This window comes from Shewanella sp. DNRA4 (assembly GCF_012843185.1).
Lineage (GTDB): Bacteria > Pseudomonadota > Gammaproteobacteria > Enterobacterales > Shewanellaceae > Shewanella > Shewanella xiamenensis.
Genome location: NZ_JABAIP010000005.1, coordinates 118,973 through 139,741, shown reverse-complemented (window position 1 = coordinate 139,741; position 20,769 = coordinate 118,973). Strand labels below are relative to the sequence as shown.

General features: G+C 46.4%; 14 protein-coding genes and 1 riboswitch. Of the genes, 1 reads left to right on the top strand and 13 read right to left on the bottom strand.

Features of this window, described 5'->3' with window-relative positions; all coding sequences use genetic code 11:
* Positions 1–5 precede the first annotated feature (5 nt).
* From HG547_RS07015 to HG547_RS06970, 10 genes are all read right to left on the bottom strand, one after another.
* Positions 6–1,043: a DUF2235 domain-containing protein gene (locus HG547_RS07015; RefSeq protein WP_169547421.1), complete on the bottom strand. Its 1,038-nt coding sequence runs from the start codon at positions 1,041–1,043 to the stop codon at positions 6–8.
* A 591-nt stretch (positions 1,044–1,634) separates the two neighbouring features.
* Positions 1,635–4,376 (bottom strand): restriction endonuclease, encoded by a 2,742-nt coding sequence (locus HG547_RS07010; protein ID WP_169547420.1) that lies wholly within the window; start codon positions 4,374–4,376, stop codon positions 1,635–1,637.
* Positions 4,377–5,053: 677 nt separating this feature from the next.
* Positions 5,054–5,677: a cob(I)yrinic acid a,c-diamide adenosyltransferase gene (cobO, locus tag HG547_RS07005; RefSeq protein WP_169547419.1), complete on the bottom strand. Its 624-nt coding sequence runs from the start codon at positions 5,675–5,677 to the stop codon at positions 5,054–5,056.
* Between the two features lie 15 nt (positions 5,678–5,692).
* On the bottom strand, positions 5,693–7,219 hold the full coding sequence (locus HG547_RS07000; RefSeq protein WP_248278717.1) for a cobyric acid synthase: 1,527 nt from the start codon (positions 7,217–7,219) through the stop codon (positions 5,693–5,695).
* A gap of 206 nt (positions 7,220–7,425) precedes the next feature.
* Positions 7,426–8,025 carry a bifunctional adenosylcobinamide kinase/adenosylcobinamide-phosphate guanylyltransferase gene (gene cobU, locus HG547_RS06995; RefSeq protein ID WP_169547417.1) on the bottom strand — a complete coding sequence of 200 codons (600 nt, stop codon included), beginning with the start codon at positions 8,023–8,025 and terminating at the stop codon, positions 7,426–7,428.
* Positions 8,022–8,810, bottom strand: a complete 789-nt coding sequence (locus HG547_RS06990) for an adenosylcobinamide-GDP ribazoletransferase (RefSeq protein WP_169547416.1) — start codon at positions 8,808–8,810, stop codon at positions 8,022–8,024. The genes cobU and HG547_RS06990 overlap by 4 nt, the downstream gene beginning before the upstream one ends.
* Positions 8,811–8,901: 91 nt before the next feature.
* Positions 8,902–9,954, bottom strand: coding sequence for a nicotinate-nucleotide--dimethylbenzimidazole phosphoribosyltransferase (gene cobT / locus HG547_RS06985; RefSeq protein ID WP_037414788.1), 1,053 nt, complete (start codon positions 9,952–9,954; stop codon positions 8,902–8,904).
* Positions 9,955–10,098: 144 nt separating this feature from the next.
* Entirely contained in the window at positions 10,099–11,238 is a 1,140-nt protein-coding gene (locus HG547_RS06980; protein ID WP_069453401.1) for an iron ABC transporter permease, read from the bottom strand.
* Entirely contained in the window at positions 11,235–12,122 is an 888-nt protein-coding gene (locus HG547_RS06975) for an ABC transporter ATP-binding protein (protein WP_037414795.1), read from the bottom strand. The genes HG547_RS06980 and HG547_RS06975 overlap by 4 nt, the downstream gene beginning before the upstream one ends.
* Before the next feature lie 123 nt (positions 12,123–12,245).
* Positions 12,246–12,442, bottom strand: a riboswitch (cobalamin riboswitch).
* Between the two features lie 175 nt (positions 12,443–12,617).
* Positions 12,618–13,340, bottom strand: coding sequence for a histidine phosphatase family protein (locus tag HG547_RS06970; protein WP_169547415.1), 723 nt, complete (start codon positions 13,338–13,340; stop codon positions 12,618–12,620).
* A gap of 298 nt (positions 13,341–13,638) precedes the next feature.
* Here HG547_RS06970 and metH point away from each other — a divergent pair, with 298 nt between their 5' ends.
* On the top strand, positions 13,639–17,373 hold the full coding sequence (gene metH, locus HG547_RS06965; protein ID WP_169547414.1) for a methionine synthase: 3,735 nt from the start codon (positions 13,639–13,641) through the stop codon (positions 17,371–17,373).
* Positions 17,374–17,811: 438 nt separating this feature from the next.
* On the opposite strand, the gene HG547_RS06960 is transcribed toward metH, so the two are convergent.
* From HG547_RS06960 to HG547_RS06950, 3 genes are all read right to left on the bottom strand, one after another.
* Entirely contained in the window at positions 17,812–18,549 is a 738-nt protein-coding gene (locus HG547_RS06960; RefSeq protein WP_169547413.1) for a hypothetical protein, read from the bottom strand.
* A gap of 465 nt (positions 18,550–19,014) precedes the next feature.
* A complete protein-coding gene (locus HG547_RS06955; protein ID WP_169547412.1) occupies positions 19,015–19,992 on the bottom strand; it encodes a transposase in 978 nt (325 codons plus the stop codon).
* Between the two features lie 238 nt (positions 19,993–20,230).
* A complete protein-coding gene (locus HG547_RS06950) occupies positions 20,231–20,653 on the bottom strand; it encodes a hypothetical protein (RefSeq protein WP_169547411.1) in 423 nt (140 codons plus the stop codon).
* Positions 20,654–20,769 lie beyond the last annotated feature (116 nt).

Genomic DNA, 20,769 nt, shown 5'->3' with positions numbered 1-20,769 from the left:
ATCATTTAATCAATTAACTCTTGTGGCCAACCGAATTTTTCAAGGTAAGCCTGCAGGTTTTTAGGCCGATACTTGGGATCTTGCTCCCAACGCACCTTGACCGAATGATGCAACAATACGGGCGCAACATTCGGGTCAAGCGGCCGCAAATACGGCTGCTTAATCCGGTAAAAACTACGGCGTGAATCATGCAGCGTCGCCAAGGGATTAGGGTGTAAACTGGCCGTTAAATGTGGCTCGAGACTTAAATTAAACCGCTCAGCCTCAGCGATCATCCACGAAAGGGCATTATCCGACAATAAAGAGCCATCTTTATCCGGCTGATAACTGCCACCAATATTGCTATGGGCCCCCGCAAACCACACTTGCTGCATATCCATATTGTCGCGTAATTGCCAGATAGTGGGCTCAAAGTCGCTGCGATGCTCGTCTATCGCCAAGGCATGGCGGGCAACCCGCACATTGCGACCAATTTTAGTGTCATAAAACTCATCTTTATCTTCAAATAAGCCAAGGAAAGAAATCGGGATTCCCATGGCGCCTACCGTATCCCACACCCCAACAAACTTAATCTCCCGTGATTCGTGGCTGTGCTTTTGTCTAAACTCAACGGATTTATCGCCGCTTGGAGCAAAGGGCTCGCTGCTTTTTTTATAGTGGTCAAAGGCTTGTTGGATAAGCCTCGCATCGGGGCGCTTAAGAATACCGCAGTTATTGATAAGGCCACACAGGCAACGCACTGTGTATGCGCCTCGGCTAAAGCCAAAGAGATAAATCTCATCGCCAGGGGAGTAGTTCTGCACGATATAGCGGTAACCATCCATGATATTTTTATGCAGCCCACGCCCTGTCGCGCCGCCAATCATTTCATCGTAATAGGAGCCAACGCCCCAGTCGTAAAACACTTGCTGGGGTTTACCATCGGCCGCCATCGGGCTAATAGCCCGCGCCAGACGCAGCACATTGGTGGGAAAATCCACCTTAAGGTCTTTCTCGGGTCGATTCCAAGTCCCGTCAGCACAAATCACAATACGTTTATTCATCGCATCATCCTTGAGGCACTGATGCCCAATCTCGATGGTAAAAAGCTGTCGATACAGACGCTAACGGGTTTTACCAAGGGATCACCGCCTCGATAGCCTTGTTTACGGGCGATCTAAGACGGAAAAACTGACCTTGCTTTACATGCTCACGTCGCAGCAAAAAACTATACTGACATAAAACCCTCAGCTAACAAATTGGAACAATAAAATGCAGCGATAGTTTGCATGTGCAACCTTCATACGAAAGCAAGATTAATGCAGCCTTTAACAAGGTATTGAACAAAAGCGATTAATCTTTTTATCTATTTATGGAGTTTATTGTCATTGTTTCCCCAGTGACTCGCCGTGAATATATCCCTATAGGCTCGACGGCGACATCCATGTCGCCAACGGTCACTGGTGCCCCAATGCCAATTTTAACTACCCATTTGCGATATGTACGTTAAAAGCAAATGGACAAAAGCGTGTCAGCACGTCGACTGTATCAGGTGAATTTCGGATAAAAATTTCTATGGGTTAACGCTCGGCACAGCGGACGTTTTTTGACGCGAAGCGGCGGAAAAACGTTCCGCCTGCTGCCGCTTGTTAGGGCTATTTCTTCCGACCTGGAGGAGTGGGAATACTTGAGGTATTGATGCCCTCGTTAACCCACAAAGCCCATTGCCTTAGACTATTTCCATTTCTTTGCAGTGATCCAGGTGTCCACCGCATCTCATATTTACTTGATACAGCCTCTCCAAGTGCCGAAGCAGATATAGAAGGGTTGTCTTGAATATAACTTATACATACAGCTATTACGGGTTCATTTTTCGCTGATGTCCATACAGCCTCTTCGAATCCACCAAACTTATCTACCGCAGCTCGATTCAGTGTTACTACATCGTCAACGATTGATATTAAGTCAAATCGCCTTAATACAGTTAGTGAGTTTCGGTATCCACTTACCACCAAATCATTTAAGCAATCTGTATCAGAAATTATTTCTAATGCATCACAAACACTCGCCGGGGATGCTGTGGCAGAAAATACAAATCCTTTTTGCTTACCTCTATTTCCAATTTTTGTCCGATCCATAATTGGAGAGCCGGTATCCTGTACTACGAATTTTTCACCAACATTAACAAGGTATCCGACGCTCATTAGTATCTTGATCAATCTGTTTGAGTACATTGACCATGTTTTATCACTATACGTTGCTTTAGGCAGACATGATTTTAATGTTTCTATTATGAAACTTTGACTTACAGATTGGCCTGATCGGTTTTTGTATAAAGAAATTTTCAAAGCGTGCTTAGCTATTTTTTCTCGCAGTACTTGAAGCATTGTTCCTTCATCATGCGTAGCTATATCTCTATGATGCTTAAACTTAACTCCCTTTCTTTCTGCTAAACCAAACATAACTAGGTCTGCGCCAATATTCCAAACAGTTTTCTCTTGAAGGTCAGTTTTGTCTGCTAATTCTTTAGACTCTGAAAAATCATTTGCGAGTAAATACGTATAGACGCGTAACATCGATGAAAGATCGGATGTCGGAATATAATTGAATGGGACAACGGGCACATTACCTGTCATGAGATAGTCTTTAAAAATATCCCAGTAGACGTTTAATCTATCGCCACTTTTTATAAGCAATCGTTTATTAACTAGGCTATTAACAACTGAAATCCCTGAAATTTCAATAATTTCGCTCCAGTCTGCAGGGGCTTTCTGTGCAACGATACGTAAACATGTCAGTTCTTGTTGGGTTAGGATTTCCAAATCACTTTCAAATAATCTCCTAACATCCAAATCTGCTAATACTGATTGCGACTCATCACCTTTTTTATTGCTTTCATGCAAATTTATGCAAAGTTTTTTTAGAAGCCAAGGGAAACCTTGGCAGCTTTGCGTTATTTGATGACGTAATTCAACTGGTAATTTATAGTCCACCTCTTTCTCAAACGTAGTTATCGACTTTGCAATTTCACCACTGTCAAACACATCCAATCTGTAGACTTTTCGATAATCTGCGAGTTCATGCCACATATGATATGCAGGATGATCTTGCTGAGTGGTACTATCCGTTTTCCAAGCAAATCCTAGGGCAAAATTAGATTTTTGCGCAGCTACATCTACCATTAAATCCTTCGCTGCGGAGAAAATACTGAATAATTCTGGTTTAGAATATAGCTCTTCAAACTGATCAAATATCAAGCATATAACTTGACCTGATTTCTCTAAAGATTCCAAATAATTAAGAATACTAGGTGATGATAATGGTGAGCTTGGGTCAGTCAATTGAAGTTCAATCGGGTCTCCGAAACCTTCTTTTTGAGCAAGTTTAAGGCAAGTTAAAAGGGCTGCTGAAATATAAGATGGCGTCTTTGCCCCACGTATATCAACTGCAAAAGTGTAATAGCGATTTTTATAAAACTGATTACTTGTTCTCTGGCGTATCTTTGCTATCAGCGAACTTTTTCCTAAGCCAGAGTTACCAGTTATTGCAAAGATTCGAGTATTGCTTTTGTTACTTTTTATGTTGTCCAAAAAGTTAATTATTTCCTTTTGAGCACTCTCCCTCCCAACAAAATCTTTAGGTCTTGCGGGCCTATAGTCTTCCCACGAATCACCTATCTGAACCTCTACCACATTAGGTAATTTTGTCGTCTTAGATAAAACTGACTCAACTGATTTCTCCAAGCCAACACTTAAATCATACTCTGCTAACGAGCAATCTAAACTACCTAAATTATTTAAAGTTTCTTGATCATTAATATGACGCCCATTTACCGCGTTGAATAAAAGTACACCGTGAGGAGCCCCACCACGTAATGTATAAACGGCCCAAAACCTTCCAAAAGAACTCACAAGCAAAGACCATTCACCCAAAAACTCTTTGCCGCCGACTTTTTCTTCTGCAGCAATTATTGGGGGATGACATATTATTGAAGCTGCTTTTAAAGAACTGATAACCTCTGCTGGTGTATAGAAGCTTAATTTTGAAGCTACCTCACGAGGTTTCTCTTTCCACATTTCAACAAAGCCTTTGGCCTCTTTTCCAAAGTCAGATGTTGAAATCAACCAACCTTCGGAGTAGTCGTACCCCGCAACTGTTCCAAGTAATTGGCGTAGGATAGTCGCTGAAACTTTTTCTTTATGTGCCTTGCACTCTACGTATATTTGTTTGTTATTCACCCTATGTCTGCAGAGTAAATCAAGCTCCACACCTACGAAGCGAATCTCTTCTATAACGTCATACCCTTGAGCTTCAAGTAAGTCTTTTGACAGTTTTTCAAATAGATCACCTTTAACTTTCTGCGGATCACCTTCAATACTTGCGACTTCTATTTTCATTCTATTTCCATTTCTAGTTATTTTGTTTGTCGGCTAAAATAATCGAAACAGGATCAAGCCCCTAACATTTTATTAGTGCGCATGCGCGTTTTCCAAACCTATTAACTAATTTTGGGAAAGCTTATGCGGATGATTTTTAAGGGTTTTATAAATTTTAGGCTGGAAAAACGCGCAAACTAATGAGTTTAAAAACACTCAAAAGCATCTAAATTTAAATACGACTTTATACCCATATATTATTAGTCGCTTTACGGTAGGGCCAAACATTGGGTAAATAGATGAGATTTTGCAAGGCAATTAATTCGTTAGTTTTCAATTCACTAAATGAATGCTAGCCAGCTTTGGGACAAAAGCTTTTAGCCAGATGAACAGTTCAATGGTCATTAAAATTGCCATTGTTGCAACAGTGACCGTTGGCGGCATGGATGCCGTCGTCGAGCCTATAGGGATATATTCACGGCGTGTCACTGGGGGAAACAGTGGCAATGCATATATCGCAATATCCGATTCAGCCGACTTGTTTTGGGGCAAAAGCTTTTAGCCTGATGAACAGTTCAATGGTCATTAAAATTGCCATTGTTGCAACAGTGACCATAGGCGGCATGGCCGCCATTTTATCTCTGCCCCATATGGGTATAGGAAATGTCGCTTTATGGCTATCGCGACACACGCTCAGTTTAATAATCAAACCCCAGCTGTGCTTTAATGCCCGCTTCGAAGGCATGTTTAATGGGTTGCACTTCACTCACCGTATCGGCCAGCTCGATAATCGCTCGGTGGCAGGCGCGGCCAGTGATAATCACATGTTGCATCGGCGGGCGATTTTTAAGTGCAGTCAGTACCCGCTCGACATCAAGATAGTGATAACTCACCATATAGGTCAGCTCATCGAGCATCACGCAATCAATGCTCTCGTCTTGCAGTAAAGCTTCAGCTGCTTCCCAAGCGACAAGAGCGGCTGCGGTATCCTTTTCTTTATCTTGGGTTTCCCAAGTAAAGCCGGTGCCCATCACATGAAAACTAACGCCAGCGCCTTCAAGTAGATTACGCTCGCCGCATTCCCAAGTGCCCTTGATAAATTGCACTACGGCGGCTTTTTTGCCATGGCCCACCGCGCGGGCAACCGTGCCAAAACCTGAGGTCGACTTACCTTTGCCATTGCCTGTTAAGACTAACAAAATGCCTTTTTCATCCTGAGCGGCGGCAATTTTTGCATCGACTCCCGCTTTGAGTTTTTGTTGGCGCGCCTTGTGGCGTTCAGCCTTTAATTGTTCTTGGTTATTATCGTTTGCTGTTGTCATGGTTTGGTATTCATCCTACGGCTTAACTGATGCGGTTAAGATTGCCTGTAATTGTGGTAAATCTAGATGCTCGGCTAGTACATCAGCCAAACGATTCAACTGTTGTTCGCGAATTTCATTGATATCAATTGCTTGTGCGTCTTCTAATCCCGCCCAGCGCAGAATTAACTGGCACGCCTCAGGGCTGTCGAATAGCCCGTGTAAATAAGTGCCTAATACTTGCCCGTCCTCACTTAAGCAGCCGTCAGCAAAAGACTTTTCCGACTGTTCATCGAGCTCATTGATCAAGCGTAATGGTGCACCCTTGGCGGCATCACTGGAGGTGAGATAGTGGGACTCACCGCAGTGGATCTCATAACCTTTGACCACCACTGTCTGCCCTAACAATGTCAACTCACCTGCGACGCTACGTAACTGCTTTTCAGCTTTAAATTCGGTGGTTATGGGTAAATAACCCAAACCTTGGCTAGTCCCGAGCACATCTTCTATCCCTAACGGATCGGCAATGCGCTCACCCAGCATTTGATAACCACCGCAAATTCCCAGCACTTTACCGCCGTAGCGCAAATGCTTAGCAATTTGCTTATCCCAGCCTTGCTCCCGCAAAAAAGCCAGATCGGCTCGGACATTCTTACTGCCGGGTAAAATCAGTAGATCGGCGGCGATCTCCGGCGTCTGAGCTGAGGCTTGTGTCTGGAGTGACACATAATCAAAATCGATATCGGGATGCAGCCTGAGGGGATCAAAATCCGTGTGATTACTTGTGCGCGGATACACCAGCACTCGCACTTTAAAACGACTCTTGGCCTGCTTAGTTGGCGAATCAGTGAGCGCATCCTCGGCGTCTAAGTGCAAATCATGCAAATAGGGCAGCACGCCTAATACTGGCTTTTGCGTATACGCCTCAAGCCAATCAATACCAGGCTGCAACAGGCTGATATCGCCGCGAAAGCGATTGATCACAAAACCCTTTACCCGCGCCTGTTCTGACTCGGATAACAGCGCCAAGGTCCCTACCAAATGGGCAAACACCCCGCCTTTGTCGATGTCGGCAATAATAATCACCGGGCAGTCAACTGCCTCGGCAAAGCCCATATTGGCAATATCCCCAGCACGCAGGTTGATTTCTGCTGGGCTCCCCGCCCCTTCAACCACAATGGTGTGATATTGCTGACCTAGGCGTTCAAAGGAGTCCAACACGGCATTAAGGGCCATGGCTTTATAATCTTTCGATTTTTCACCAAAAAAAGCCGAGGCTTCGAGTGTCGTTAACGCTTTACCCTGGACAATAATTTGCGCGCCCGTATCTGAACTGGGTTTGAGTAAAATCGGATTAAAATCAGTATGTGGCGCTAAATAACAGGCCGCGGCTTGCAGCGCCTGTGCGCGGCCAATCTCACCACCATCAACAGTCACAGCACTATTAAGCGCCATATTCTGTGGTTTAAAAGGCGCGACGTTGACACCCTGACGGACTAGCAATCGGCAAATTCCCGCCACCAACGTACTTTTACCCGCATCAGAGGTTGTCCCCTGCACCATTAATACTTTCGCGCCTTGGGACGATGTTTGAGGCAAACTAGCGGTTGACGTTTGATTGGTTGCCGTGGGATCTGCAACGTTATGTGAATGCATGGGCAAGGACATCACTCAATAGATGAAATAAGATAAAAGGCTGATTATTTAGTACGAACTAAATGCAAAAGCGGCTCAAAATAACATTAACGACGCGATTGAAATGCACCAGCTCATTTAAGCGTCAGCGGTAAACCCGCCACCACTAAGGTCACATTATCCGCAACCGCAGCAACATCTTGGTTTAACCAGCCAGCTTCATCCACAAATTGGCGACTCAGTTCCCCCAAGGGCACAATGCCTGAGCCTACTTCATTACTGATTAAAATCACCACACCTTCAAGTGTATTTAACGCACTGACAAAATCCGTTTTTGCCTGTCGCCAGTGGACTAACACATCGTGTTGAGATGATGTCGCAACCGCTAGGGCAAAATCTGATTCGGTCGAAGCTGGCTCAGCCTGTGGCTGGACTGCAAGTAATTGATTAGTTAACCAAAGCGTTAAGCAATCCACCATAATCACCCGCCCCGGCTTAGCTAAATGCTTAAGCTTGGCGGTTAATGCCAAGGGTTCTTCAATCAACTGCCAGTCGATATCGTCCTGGGCACGACCATCTTGATGCAAACGGATCCGACTGGCCATTTCAGCATCGAGTGCCTGCGCGGTTGCGACGTAGCAGGCATCGAATCCTAAAGCCGTATACTGGCGTACTAAGGTTTCACCGTAACGGCTCTTACCGCTACGAGCGCCGCCCAGCACTAAATGGATCACAGAATGCTACCTACAACGAGCAGCACGAAGTAACACACAATTTCACAAATTTGCTGCGCAGCGCCTAAGGTATCGCCGGTGTAACCACCAATTTGACGTCTAAAGATCACCACGATCAAACGGCGCAATCCGATCATAATCAACAACAGCGACAGTGCAGCAATCCCCTTTAATACCAACAGCACTAACACACCACTGGCGATCAAAATAAACAGTTCATTAATGCCTTGGTGCTGCGCTAACGGCTTAGATTTACTGGTCTCATCGTCGCGCACATATTTTTCGGTGAAAATAAGGCTCGCAGCCACGACTCGACTCACAGTATGGGCGACAATCATCGCCGAACCAGCAACCACAGGGTCATAAAGCGCTAATTCAACCAATAATTGCCATTTAAGCATCAAGACAATAATCAAGGCCAAGGCACCATAACTACCAAGGCGCGAATCCTTCATAATGCGTAGCTTGTCTTCAGCCGTCCAACCGCCACCAAACCCATCGAAGGTATCGGCTAACCCATCTTCGTGGAAACCGCCCGTTAACAGTACGCCCGTTAACATCGACAGCAATACAGACACCCCAGCGGGTAACCAATTTTGAGTCAGCCAAAAAACGATGGCGCTTAACAGTCCCACCAGTAAACCCACTAAGCCAAAGTAACGACTGGCTTTATTGAGTTTATCGGCATCGACTTCGACCCATTTGGGCATAGGAATACGGGTAAAATAGCCCATGGCCACAAAAAATAAATCTATCTCTTTGTGCCAGCTTTCGCGTTCTGACATAAAGCATCCTTAGTGAATACACACTTGCTGCAGGGTTTAAAGTTAAAACGATTGGCTAAACGTTATTATTTTAAATAAGTTAGCAGGCACATCATACAACAGCCTCAATCCCTGCATCACTAAAACTCGCCATTTGATTGTAAAAATTTACTGCGGCTTGAATTAACGGCAATGCTAAGGCTGCACCCGTGCCTTCACCTAATCTAAGCCCCAAAGATAACAAGGGTTTAGCTTGCAAATATTCCAACATACGTTGATGGCCTTGCTCCTCGGAGCAATGGGCGAAAATCAGATAATCCCGTACATTAGCATTGATCGTCACCGCCACTAATGCGGCGGCTGTCGCAATAAAACCATCCACAACCACCAACATCTTGCGCTCAGCAGCAGCCAGCATGGCACCAGTCATTTGCACAATTTCAAACCCGCCAAGACAAGCAAGCACCTGTTTTGGCCCACTAAGCGCACTTTGATGCGATAGCAACGCCAGCTCTACCAAGGTTAACTTACGCGCTAAAGTGTCGCTATTAATGCCTGTACCGCGCCCCACACAGTCAGCCACATCGAGCTGCATTATCGCCGCCATAATTGCCGCGGCAGAGGACGTGTTGCCAATCCCCATTTCACCAAACGCAACCAAATTACAGCCCGCTTGATGGTGACGCTCAATAAGCTCGCGCGCCATATCAAAGCCCTTATCCACACTCGTTAAAGGCATGGCGGGTTCCAAATGAATAGCAGCAGTACCCGCGCCAAGACGTTGATCGATAATCCCTTCTAGCCCCTCAACGGGTGTCAAAATACCGCAATCGATCACTTCAAGCGTAAAACCTAATTGGCGACAAAACACATTAATGGCCGCGCCGCCGTGGGCAAAGTTTTGCACCATTTGGTGGGTGACTTCACTTGGGGCAATCGAAACCCCTTCAGCGGCAATGCCGTGATCCCCTGCAAATACCAACATGGTCGGTTTGACTATCTGCAATTGTTGTGGCCCTTGAATGCGAGCAATTTGTAATGCTAAGGATTCGAGTTGTCCCAAGGCACCTGGCGGCTTGGTTTTAAGATCGATTTTTTGTTGAATAACCTGATCCTGCGCTTTACTCACAGGCTCGATTTGAAATGACAGGCTTGATTGAGACATTCACACTCCAGTGACTAATTCGATTTCAATAACTCGTTCGATTTCAATAACTCGTTCGATAACAACTACGACGCATACAGCGGCTATTTTCCATACGCACTTAGTACTAAATTAGCTAATCCTCTGCGAAAAACGCGAGTTAGATTAGTTACGCCGACGCAAAATCAGCAAAAAGAAAAAACTACCTATTGAGGCGGTGATAATACCAACGGGCAGTTCTTGATTGCCCAGCAAACATCTCGCGAGCACATCAATCCACACCATAAACAAGCCGCCCACTAACGCGGTGAGCAAAATTGGCTGACGCCCGGGAAATAACAAGCGCACCGTATGGGGGATCATTAATCCAACAAAACCTATGCCACCACAGGTCGCCACTAAAACGGCGGTAATTAGCGAGCAGAGCAATAACATATTGAGGCGTAATTTAGGTACATTCACCCCTAAGGTGTGGGCCGTTTCATCCCCCGCCTGCAGGGCCATAATCTGCCGCTTCCAACCGAGGATGATAAAAAAACTCACCAATACAACGATGGATGGCAAAATTAAGAGCGGCCAACTGGCCTTAGCAAAACTGCCCAAACTCCAAAAAAGCACTGATGCCGTGGCCTGCGGGCTGGCAAAATACAACAGCAAGCTGGTTAATGCGCCAAACATAAACGATGTTGCCACCCCAGAGAGCAGCATGCGCTCAACTTGGCTGTTGAGCCCAAGCCCTGACAAGGCGAGAACAATAAGAACGGATAAACTGGCACCAATAAAAGCGCCGAAAGGCAAACTAAACCACAGGAGCCCAGCAAACATTCCCGAGCCACTAAAAATCCCCGAATTGGCAATAACGCCCGCATTACCGAATAGACCAGAGCCAGTAAACAAGGTCAGCATCACCACTGCGCCAAAGGAGGCACCTGAACTGATGCCAAATAAATAAGGGTCAGCAAGGGGATTGCGCGTTACGGTTTGCAGCACACTGCCCGCTAAAGACAGCCCCGCCCCCGCCACAAACGCGAGCAATATCCGTGGCAACCTTAATTCCATCACAATCCGCTCCGTCATCGAGGCGGCAGTTGACGCATCGTCGTTGGCGAAAAATTGATTGAATAATTTAATAAACACATGCAGCACATCTAAAAAGCTGATATTTGCCGCGCCAAAACTGGCGGCCGCAATCGGGGTCAGCAGAGCAAAACCCACCAAGCCAAGAATCAGCCATTGCTGGCGGGTTAATGGCGTTAAAATATGGGTTAAAAGATTCATCATTATCAGCTTAAACGTGTCAATCATGGCGTGTTTATCTCCCCGTTGATGTTATGGGGAGCGGATACAACCACATCATCCGTCGGTGATTTTTGATAACCATAAAAGTAATTAATTAAAGGATTGGCATGTTGTGGATGGGGCATCACTTGAGCGCAAACACCAAAAACTTGGGCAATGCGCTCCTCTGTTAATACCTCACTCGGCGTGCCCATGGCGCTCACTTGCCCCTTATCCAGTAGCAGCAAACTATCACACAGGGCACTTGCTAAATTCAGATCATGAATAGAGGCAATGACACTAATGCCAAGGCTTCGAACCAGCTCCAAAATTTGTATTTGATAGCGCACATCGAGGTGGTTTGTGGGTTCATCTAAAATCAGTAACTGAGGTTGTTGCACAATAGCGCGGGCAATCAGTGCCCGTTGTTTCTCGCCACCGGAGAGCCGCTCATATTGCTGATAGCGCTTATGGCTAAGACCTACCTTTTCAAGCGCCTTGATAATTTTTTCACTATCACCGCTGGAATTAGTATCGAACATCCCTTTGTGGGGCGTGAGCCCCATAGCAACGAGTTGCTCTGTGGTCATATCAAAATAGTGCGGCGTATCCTGCTGCACCACAGCTACTTTGCAGGCAAATGCCTTGGGCGAAAGCTCGTTAATATCCTGCGAAAACAAACTGATTTGCCCCAGAGTTGGGCGAATAAAACGATATATACAACGCAGTAAACTGGATTTACCCGCACCGTTAGGGCCGATTAATCCCAGCATTTCACCGCGTTGTAGGGCAAAGTTAATCCCTGAAAGAATGGTTTTGCCTTCGATGGTCCAACTCAATTGGCTGACATTGAGTGCCACATTAGCTAGCACCGCCGAAGATTGCACATCTGTTGACGTGGAAGGCTTCATTTAAAGCAGCTCCCACAGGCATATGTTGTACCCAAACCCAGTAGCACCATGGGCCACAGGGCGAAACGTATCAATATCATTTTCTGCTCCCTCGAGTCACCCGCTCGAGAACTAAGGCTGCACGCAGCGAAAACAGAAATAGGCAGGTCTCCTGACTTGTAGCAAAGAAGGTTCTAGGTTCTAGGCTCTAGATTCTAGGCACTTCTTTTTACTACTCACAGTTGCGGGTACAGTTCGGGCTGGCTGACGGGCAGCACCCCGATTCCCTATTATGTTTGGGTTGATCCGGCGTTTATAACGACTATTGCCTTAAGCGAATAGCGCAGGATAAAGCGAAATTCCCAACACCTATTTCTGCGACATTTAAACTTAGCGAACACAATGCGCTATCTCGCTCAAACGTCAGGGAAAAGCATTATCCTATATCTTGCTCATTAGGCAATGCAGTTTAAATCAGAAAATTTTCATCATCCCATTTAGCATGAGATTTCAAACTCAATCACCATGGCCCGATGGCCAGTCTAAGCGCCAATATCGAGTCCCATGTTTATCTTCGAGTACATTAATCGTCACCACCGCGGCAACCGGTAAAGTAAGTTGACTGTAAAACCCTACCGTTCTCACCGCCCCCAACGCTCTTGCCATTAAATGACGGATCACCCCGCCGTGGGTCAGAACCCAAATATTGGCTGTGGGTGCATTGGCATTACGCTCGCCGTGGGCCTGTTCATCATCCAACGCCAGCAGGGCAAACTCTTTATTGAGGATCAGCTCTATTGCGCCATCGATACGAGCCTCGAAACTTGCCATCGTTTCTCCATTGGGCGGCGACACGGCCCAAGGATCTTGCCAATAGGCCGCCATGCGCTCGCCATCCTGTTGATATAACTCATCGAGCACGCGACCATCCCAATCGCCAAAATCCATTTCTTGTAGATCCTCCAGCAGGTTGACCTCAAGCGGCGAAGGCGTTGGTGCCGCTAAATGTGAACTCTCAGACAACCTGGAATGCGGCTCCAGCGCCAACACCTTGGCAAATTCAGCGCAGCGCCTTGAGGTGGAGCTGTAAATACCGTGGCACACAGTCGCCTGCGCCGCCACTGCTGCCGACATCTGCCGCCAGCCCTTCTCGCTCAGTGGAACATCGACTCTGCCACGTAAAATCGCACCGCCTTCGCATTCCCCGTGGCGTAACAGTAATAAGCGAACTTGTTTCATATATGCCTTTTAAAAATCTTAGAACCTAGAATCTAGGTGCTAGGAACAAAGCCTAAAGACTAAAACCTAAAACCTAGAGCCTAGAGCCTAGAGCCTAGAGCCTAGAGCCTAGAGCCTAGAACCTAGATTCTAATGACTTTGACTTTCACCTTGCCCTGACAATCCGATGTCGCGTATTATGGACGTCTATACGTATAAATGTCCAAACCATAACGAACGACATTCAATAATAAAATGCAATTTACCGCAGAATTGCATATTTTTGGACTCAACTTAGCTGTAGTAAAGGTAATCATTTATGGCGATATCTCTCCATCGAGCCAGCCAAACACTGGCAGACATTCGCAACCAGTTGTCAAAGCGCATTCTGATTTTAGACGGCGCCATGGGCACTATGATCCAAGGCTACAAGCTAGAAGAAGCCGATTACCGTGGCGAGCGTTTCAAGGATTGGCATACCGACGTTAAGGGCAATAACGATCTTTTAGTGCTCACGCAGCCACACATCATCAAACAAATTCACACCGACTACCTATTAGCCGGTGCCGATATTATTGAAACCAACACTTTCAACGCCACCACTATCGCCATGGCCGACTACGATATGCAGTCGCTGTCCGCCGAGATTAACCGTGAAGGTGCGCGCCTCGCCCGTGAGGCCTGTGATGAAATCGAAAAAGCCACGGGTAAACCACGTTATGTTGCCGGTGTGTTAGGACCCACTAACCGCACTTGCTCTATCAGCCCAGATGTGAACGATCCCGGATATCGCAATATCCACTTTGATGAGTTAGTGACCGCTTACTGCGAATCGACCCGCGCCCTGATTGAAGGCGGCGCCGATATCATTATGGTCGAGACCATCTTCGATACCTTAAACGCCAAAGCCGCACTATTTGCCATCGAAACCGTGTTCGATGAACTCTTTGGCGCAAATTCGCCAGCGCGTTTGCCCGTGATGATCTCAGGCACCATTACCGATGCCTCTGGCAGAACCCTGACCGGGCAAACCACCGAAGCCTTTTATAACTCCCTTCGCCATATCAACCCCTTATCCATCGGCCTTAACTGCGCCCTTGGGCCAAAAGAGCTGCGTCCCTACGTTGAAGAACTGTCACGCATCGCCGAATGTTATGTCTCGGCGCACCCTAACGCGGGTCTACCAAACGAGTTTGGCGGTTACGATGAAACCCCAAAAGACATGGCCAGCGTTATCCAAGAATGGGCCCGTGAAGGCATGCTCAACATTATCGGCGGCTGCTGTGGTAGCACGCCCGAGCATATTAAGGTCATTCGCGAAGCCGTAGAGCCGTTTGCGCCACGGGTATTACCCGAGATCCCCGTCGCCTGCCGTTTATCGGGTTTGGAACCGCTCACTATCGACGCCCAAACCCTGTTTGTGAACGTGGGTGAACGTACCAACGTCACGGGTTCTGCTAAGTTCTTAAAGCTGATCAAAGAAGGCAAGTTCGAGCAGGCGCTCGATGTCGCCCGCGAACAGGTAGAAAGCGGCGCGCAGATCATCGACATCAACATGGACGAAGGCATGCTCGATGGCGTGGAGGTGATGCATAAGTTCTTAAATCTTATCGCCTCTGAGCCGGATATCAGCCGTGTGCCGATTATGATCGACTCCTCTAAGTGGGAGGTGATTGAAGCGGGCCTCAAATGTATTCAAGGCAAGGGGATTGTGAACTCTATCTCCTTGAAGGAAGGCGAAGAGAAGTTTATCGAGCAGGCAACCCTAGTGAAACGCTACGGCGCCGCGGCCATTATTATGGCGTTCGACGAGCAAGGCCAAGCCGACACTAAGGCGCGCAAAGTCGAGATCTGTACCCGCGCCTACCGCGTACTGGTCGATAAGGTGGGTTTTCCACCCGAAGACATTATCTTCGACCCGAATATCTTTGCCATTGCCACGGGTATCGATGAGCACGATAACTATGCCGTCGATTTTATTGAAGCCATTAAAGAGATTAAGGCCACCCTGCCCCACGCGATGATTTCCGGCGGGGTGTCGAACGTGTCCTTCTCCTTCCGCGGTAACAATCCTGTGCGTGAGGCGATTCACGCGGTATTCCTGTACCACGCGATTAAAGTCGGCATGGACATGGGTATCGTTAACGCGGGCCAGTTAGCGATTTACGATGATATCGACCCCGAGCTTAAGGATAAGGTCGAGAACGTGGTGCTCAACCTGCCCTGCCCAGTTGAAGACTCAAACAACACCGAGCAATTGCTTGAGATTGCAGAAAAATTCCGTGGCGATGGCTCAAGTAGCGCGAAAAAAGAAGACTTAGAATGGCGCTCATGGCCGGTTAATCAACGTCTCGCCCATGCGCTGGTCAAAGGTATCACCGAATTTATCGACGAAGATACTGAAGCGGCTCGCCAAGCAGCCTCCCGTCCGCTGGATGTAATTGAAGGCCCGCTGATGGACGGTATGAATATCGTCGGCGACCTGTTTGGCTCGGGCAAAATGTTCCTGCCACAGGTGGTCAAATCCGCGCGGGTGATGAAAAAGGCCGTAGCCTACCTCAATCCCTTTATTGAAAAGGAAAAAGTTGCAGGTCAGTCTAACGGTAAGATTTTGATGGTCACTGTTAAGGGCGATGTGCACGATATCGGCAAGAACATAGTCGGCGTGGTGCTCGCCTGTAATGGCTTTGAAGTGTTCGATTTAGGCGTGATGGTGTCGGTAGAGCGCATTCTTGAGGCGGTGAAAGAACACAATATCGATATTATCGGCATGTCTGGGCTTATCACCCCAAGCCTTGATGAAATGGTGCATAACGTCAAAACCTTCCACCGTGAAGGGCTCACCATTCCAGCAATTATCGGCGGCGCGACCTGCTCGAAAATCCATACCGCGGTGAAGATTGCGCCCCATTATCCCCATGGTGCGATTTACATTGCCGACGCCTCCCGCGCCGTGCCTATGGTCAGCAAGCTCGTCAGCAATGAAACTCGCCAAGCGACTATCGATGAGACCTACGCCGAATACGACGATATGCGCACCAAGCGTTTATCGCAAACCAAGCGTAAGGAAATCGTCTCGCTAGAGGCCGCCCGCGAAAACCGCTGCCAGCACGATTGGGCAAACTACACCCCGTTCAAACCCAATGTGCTGGGTCGCCAAGTATTTGAAGACTATCCATTAACCGATTTAGTTGACCGTATTGACTGGACCCCCTTCTTCCGCGCGTGGGAGTTGCATGGCCATTACCCTGAAATCTTAAGCGACAAAGTAGTCGGCGTTGAGGCGCAAAAGCTGTTCGCCGATGGTCAGGCGATGCTTACAAAAATCATCGAAGAAAAGTGGCTTACCGCCAAGGGCGTGATTGGGCTATTCCCCGCCAATACTGTCAACTTCGATGATATTGAGCTGTACACAGATGAGACTCGTACCGAGGTTGAGCTGACCACCCATCACCTGCGGATGCAACTTGAGCGGGTCGGTAACGATAACTTCTGTCTGGCCGACTTTGTCGCGCCCAAAGACAGCGGCGTTGCCGACTATATGGGCGGCTTTGCGGTCACCGCAGGTCATGGGATTGATGAGCATGTCGCCCGCTTTGAGGCCAACCATGATGACTACAACGCCATTATGCTCAAGTGTTTAGCCGACCGTTTAGCCGAAGCCTTTGCCGAGCGGATGCACGAGCGCGTACGTAAAGAGTTTTGGGGTTATGCCGCCGATGAGCAGCTCGATAACGAAGCGTTAATTCGTGAGAAATACAAGGGCATTCGCCCTGCACCGGGTTACCCCGCTTGCCCGGATCACACCGAAAAAGGCCTGTTGTGGGAACTGTTAAAGCCGAATGAAACCATCGACTTAAATATTACCGAAAGCTACGCCATGTTCCCTACCGCCGCAGTATCCGGCTGGTACTTTGCCCACCCGAAATCCCGCTACTTTGGCGTGAGTAATATTGGTCGCGATCAGGTGGAGGATTATGCGAAGCGTAAGGGGATGACAGTTGCAGAGACGGAGAAGTGGCTAGCGCCAGTGTTGGATTATGATCCTGAATAGAGAGTGATCCAGAGTAAGCTGGATCGGACTTACGCTAACGCGGTTTGAAAAGCTGATTCAAACTTCGTTTGAAATTTTAAATCAAAGTCGTGGAATTCCATTCCACACCAGGGCAAGAAGGGGATCAACAGCAATCCCCCTCTTGCATCTCCCCTTGCCGCCCCTAGCGAAGTTACATGCATTGAATACTGGCTTCGTGCTTATTCGAAAATCGCTAACGCTTCCGATGGGGCGTCCCTTCCCCCCGAAAGCTACGCAGACGTCCTGTCTGCGTCACGCGATTTTCTTCAACGCCCTTCAGCAACTTCGCAGGGGATAGGTGAACTTCTGCTGCTTTTGTGTTGCTCGCTAGCCATGCAAAGTATGCCGAGTAATGTTTACTACCAATTTTAGAGATTTAGCAATGGATTTCCAATTAAACATTAAAGCGATGAGGATTTAATCTCTAGGATAAATATCATTTTTCTTAAACCATTTTTCTACAGGTGTAGTAATCCAATTTAAGCAATCTCCATCATTATTTCGCTGTGTGCATTGGCTATCATTTGTCTGTACTTTTACTATATTTTCTTTTACTTCTATAATAATACCAACTGAAGAATCATCACCTACAGATAAGTTAGATCTAAAAGAGCGAACCTTATCTTCATAAGCATTAATTTTTTTACTCTCTTTCATTTTCCAAGCTTTGAACTCTTTTATAGACGTCACATCTGATGGTGCTGATTCAATTAATTTTCCATCTTCAAACAATCCGTGATCTGTACAACGTTGGCAACCAATAAACTTACAGTTACAACGGTAAGAAAACGTACCAAATCCATTAAACTTACTATTCAGCCATTCTCCCTCATAGTAGTCACAACCAGAGGCTGGACCACATTCTTGCCATTTGCCTTTCCCTGTCCGCTTCCCATCGACCCAATCCCCTTCATATACCCTACCACTTTGCCATGTATAGGTACCTTTTCCATGTAAATACCCATCTTTAAATTCACCTTTATAGGTATCCTTTCCTGTTGAAACTCCAAAACCATTAGCTTTACCAGCTACACAATCTCCCTCATAAGTTCCTTGAACATCAGGATCTTCAACCCAACATTCTGAAGGGTTTGAATAAGCAGATTTTGATATAAAAAGTGCTAAACCAATTAGCAAAGCCTGTTTCAATTTCATTTATCGCCATACTCCATGCAAATTATTGTTAGATTTTTATATTATTAGTCTATCGGCAGTTAATTAGGTAAAAATGACCATATAGCTAAATTCTCATGCCAATTTGCTGATTCTAAATTTACTTTTTTAGTCCTCTTCCACTACAAATAAATCAGGCAGCGATACATCAGGCCGATACATCAGGCTATCGATACATCACCGATACATCAGGCGATACATCAGGAGGCGATACATCAGGCCACCCAAAATAAAACAAGAACATAATGTACTTTATGAGGGCATTCAAGTGACGAAAAGTCACTTAGCCGTTAAAAGGGTAGCGAAGTAGGGTTACAAAGGATGATGACTGACTAAATTGACCTATTTGGCTGAAAAAACGATATTTTTAGTAAAACAAGCCCAACCCATTGCCTCGTTGGAGGTGTTGGAGCTTTTGAAGGAACGAGCAATGAAACAGGCTTGAAATCAGCCTGTGTTAAGGTAACGACAGCATTTAGCAAAGTGCCGTCGTCGCTTCTCTAAATGCTCGCAGTAATCGGTCAGTTCTTGCAACGTACCGACTGGGCCATGAAATAGCTTGCCAAACTCGGTGGTCAGTTTAAGCCAATTGTCTTGGGATATATTTAATCTGGTCAGTAACTTGTTGCTATTTCCACTTATTGCACCACGCTTATCGTTGCGGATGATCCGCCCTGTATCCTCAACTAACTCAAGATAATCCTTGAGCGTAAACGCGATTCCATTAGGTTGGTTATCGCGTTCATTACCAATGAAAGGCAGTAAATTGTTAGGCTGTTCACCTTTCAATGCAGCCCGAATGCGTAGCTGAATGCTGGTATGGTCTGATTGTTCTGGCGTGTTAGCCATTTTGGCTCTGATGGGATTCAAATCAACATAGGTCATACAGGCTAAAACCGCAGCTTCATCAAGTAGAGCCTGTGACTTAAAGCGACCTTCCCAGAAACGACCACTACAGTTATCTTCTTGATTTGCTTGTCTTGCTATTGGTTCGTTTAAGCAACGTATGAACCAACTGATATCACATAAACGGCTACGGTAAATTGCTATTGCATGTTTTAGCCTGAGGACTTGGTGAGGTTCAACCAACTCACCTTTAGCGAATTTTTGCGTTAATTCATCACCTTTAAATAGCTTATGCCACTGCTCAAGCACTTCGCGATCAGTCCAACGATTAGCACGGTCGATATCCACCCGTAACACCACATGCAAATGATTCGACATTATCGCAAAGGCCGCTATATCAATAGAAAAAACTGCTTCAATTTCAAACAGTAGCGATTCTATCCAAGCGCGGCGATGGTCATAGTTTTTACCTGAATAAGTATCATCGCCGCATAAAAATGCACGCCGAACAACGCGACTACAACAGTGATAGAAGGGCGTGTCTTCAACACTAATCTGAGTTCTTCTAGGCCTCGGCATAGCAACTCCTCCACATAAACACTTTTACTGAGTCTAGTAGAGGAGCCTAAATAACGCGATTTGTAATGGGTGGCTAGATTTTAGCTCAAGGGGCTTTCAACTCCGTTAGGGGCGTCTTGGCTTATGTGAAAACAATAGGCAAGAAGGACAAGACGAGCAGTCCTCCTTAGTCGACTCTTGTTTAACAATCAGGGATGAAGCCCCACGACTTTTATTTATGCTAAAAATTTCGACTACTTTATTTCGGGAGTACCAATTCACCAGAGACATACGCCCTATCAAATTCTGCTTTGGCATCAGCTTTATGGTTTAAGCAGTTAACCATGTGCTCATCTGACTTATAGTTTTTGCAGTCTTCGGGGACGATATAATATTTGCGCCATGCTTCGGCTTTACGTATGCGTGCCGCTTCGTTTTGCTGAGCTATACGTTGTTGTTCCGCAGCCTGTTGCATTGCAATTTGTTGCTGCTGATATTCAATAATCTTGCGTTCTTTTGCGGCTTGTTGGCGAGCAAGTTCAGTTTGCTTTTGTTGCATAGCAAACTCATTAAGCCCTTGCGTCAGGCGGTATTCGATATAACTCAAATAGCCAATTCGCACTAACAAAGTAACCAAACCCGCTAGCAAGATCCCTAAGGTAATTTGTAAAACTGATTTCATTCCAAAATCCATTTCTATTCTGAACAGCTCTTTTCATCAGAAAACATAAATACTACGGGATACACCAGAACTGGCATTGTTGCACCAGTGACGTTGAGAAAAATGGGCAGGTCATA

Coding starts and splice junctions, on each gene's coding strand:
- HG547_RS07000 (WP_248278717.1), bottom strand. CDS start 7,219: ATGGTGCAGGGGACAACCTCTGATGCGGGTAAAAGTACGTTGGTGGCG.
- HG547_RS06975 (WP_037414795.1), bottom strand. CDS start 12,122: ATGAAGCCTTCCACGTCAACAGATGTGCAATCTTCGGCGGTGCTAGCT.
- metH (WP_169547414.1), top strand. CDS start 13,639: ATGGCGATATCTCTCCATCGAGCCAGCCAAACACTGGCAGACATTCGC.
- HG547_RS06950 (WP_169547411.1), bottom strand. CDS start 20,653: ATGAAATCAGTTTTACAAATTACCTTAGGGATCTTGCTAGCGGGTTTG.
- HG547_RS07015 (WP_169547421.1), bottom strand. CDS start 1,043: ATGAATAAACGTATTGTGATTTGTGCTGACGGGACTTGGAATCGACCC.
- cobO (WP_169547419.1), bottom strand. CDS start 5,677: ATGACAACAGCAAACGATAATAACCAAGAACAATTAAAGGCTGAACGC.
- HG547_RS06955 (WP_169547412.1), bottom strand. CDS start 19,992: ATGCCGAGGCCTAGAAGAACTCAGATTAGTGTTGAAGACACGCCCTTC.
- HG547_RS06980 (WP_069453401.1), bottom strand. CDS start 11,238: ATGATTGACACGTTTAAGCTGATAATGATGAATCTTTTAACCCATATT.
- HG547_RS06990 (WP_169547416.1), bottom strand. CDS start 8,810: ATGTCAGAACGCGAAAGCTGGCACAAAGAGATAGATTTATTTTTTGTG.
- cobT (WP_037414788.1), bottom strand. CDS start 9,954: ATGTCTCAATCAAGCCTGTCATTTCAAATCGAGCCTGTGAGTAAAGCG.
- HG547_RS06960 (WP_169547413.1), bottom strand. CDS start 18,549: ATGAAATTGAAACAGGCTTTGCTAATTGGTTTAGCACTTTTTATATCA.
- HG547_RS06970 (WP_169547415.1), bottom strand. CDS start 13,340: ATGAAACAAGTTCGCTTATTACTGTTACGCCACGGGGAATGCGAAGGC.
- HG547_RS07010 (WP_169547420.1), bottom strand. CDS start 4,376: ATGAAAATAGAAGTCGCAAGTATTGAAGGTGATCCGCAGAAAGTTAAA.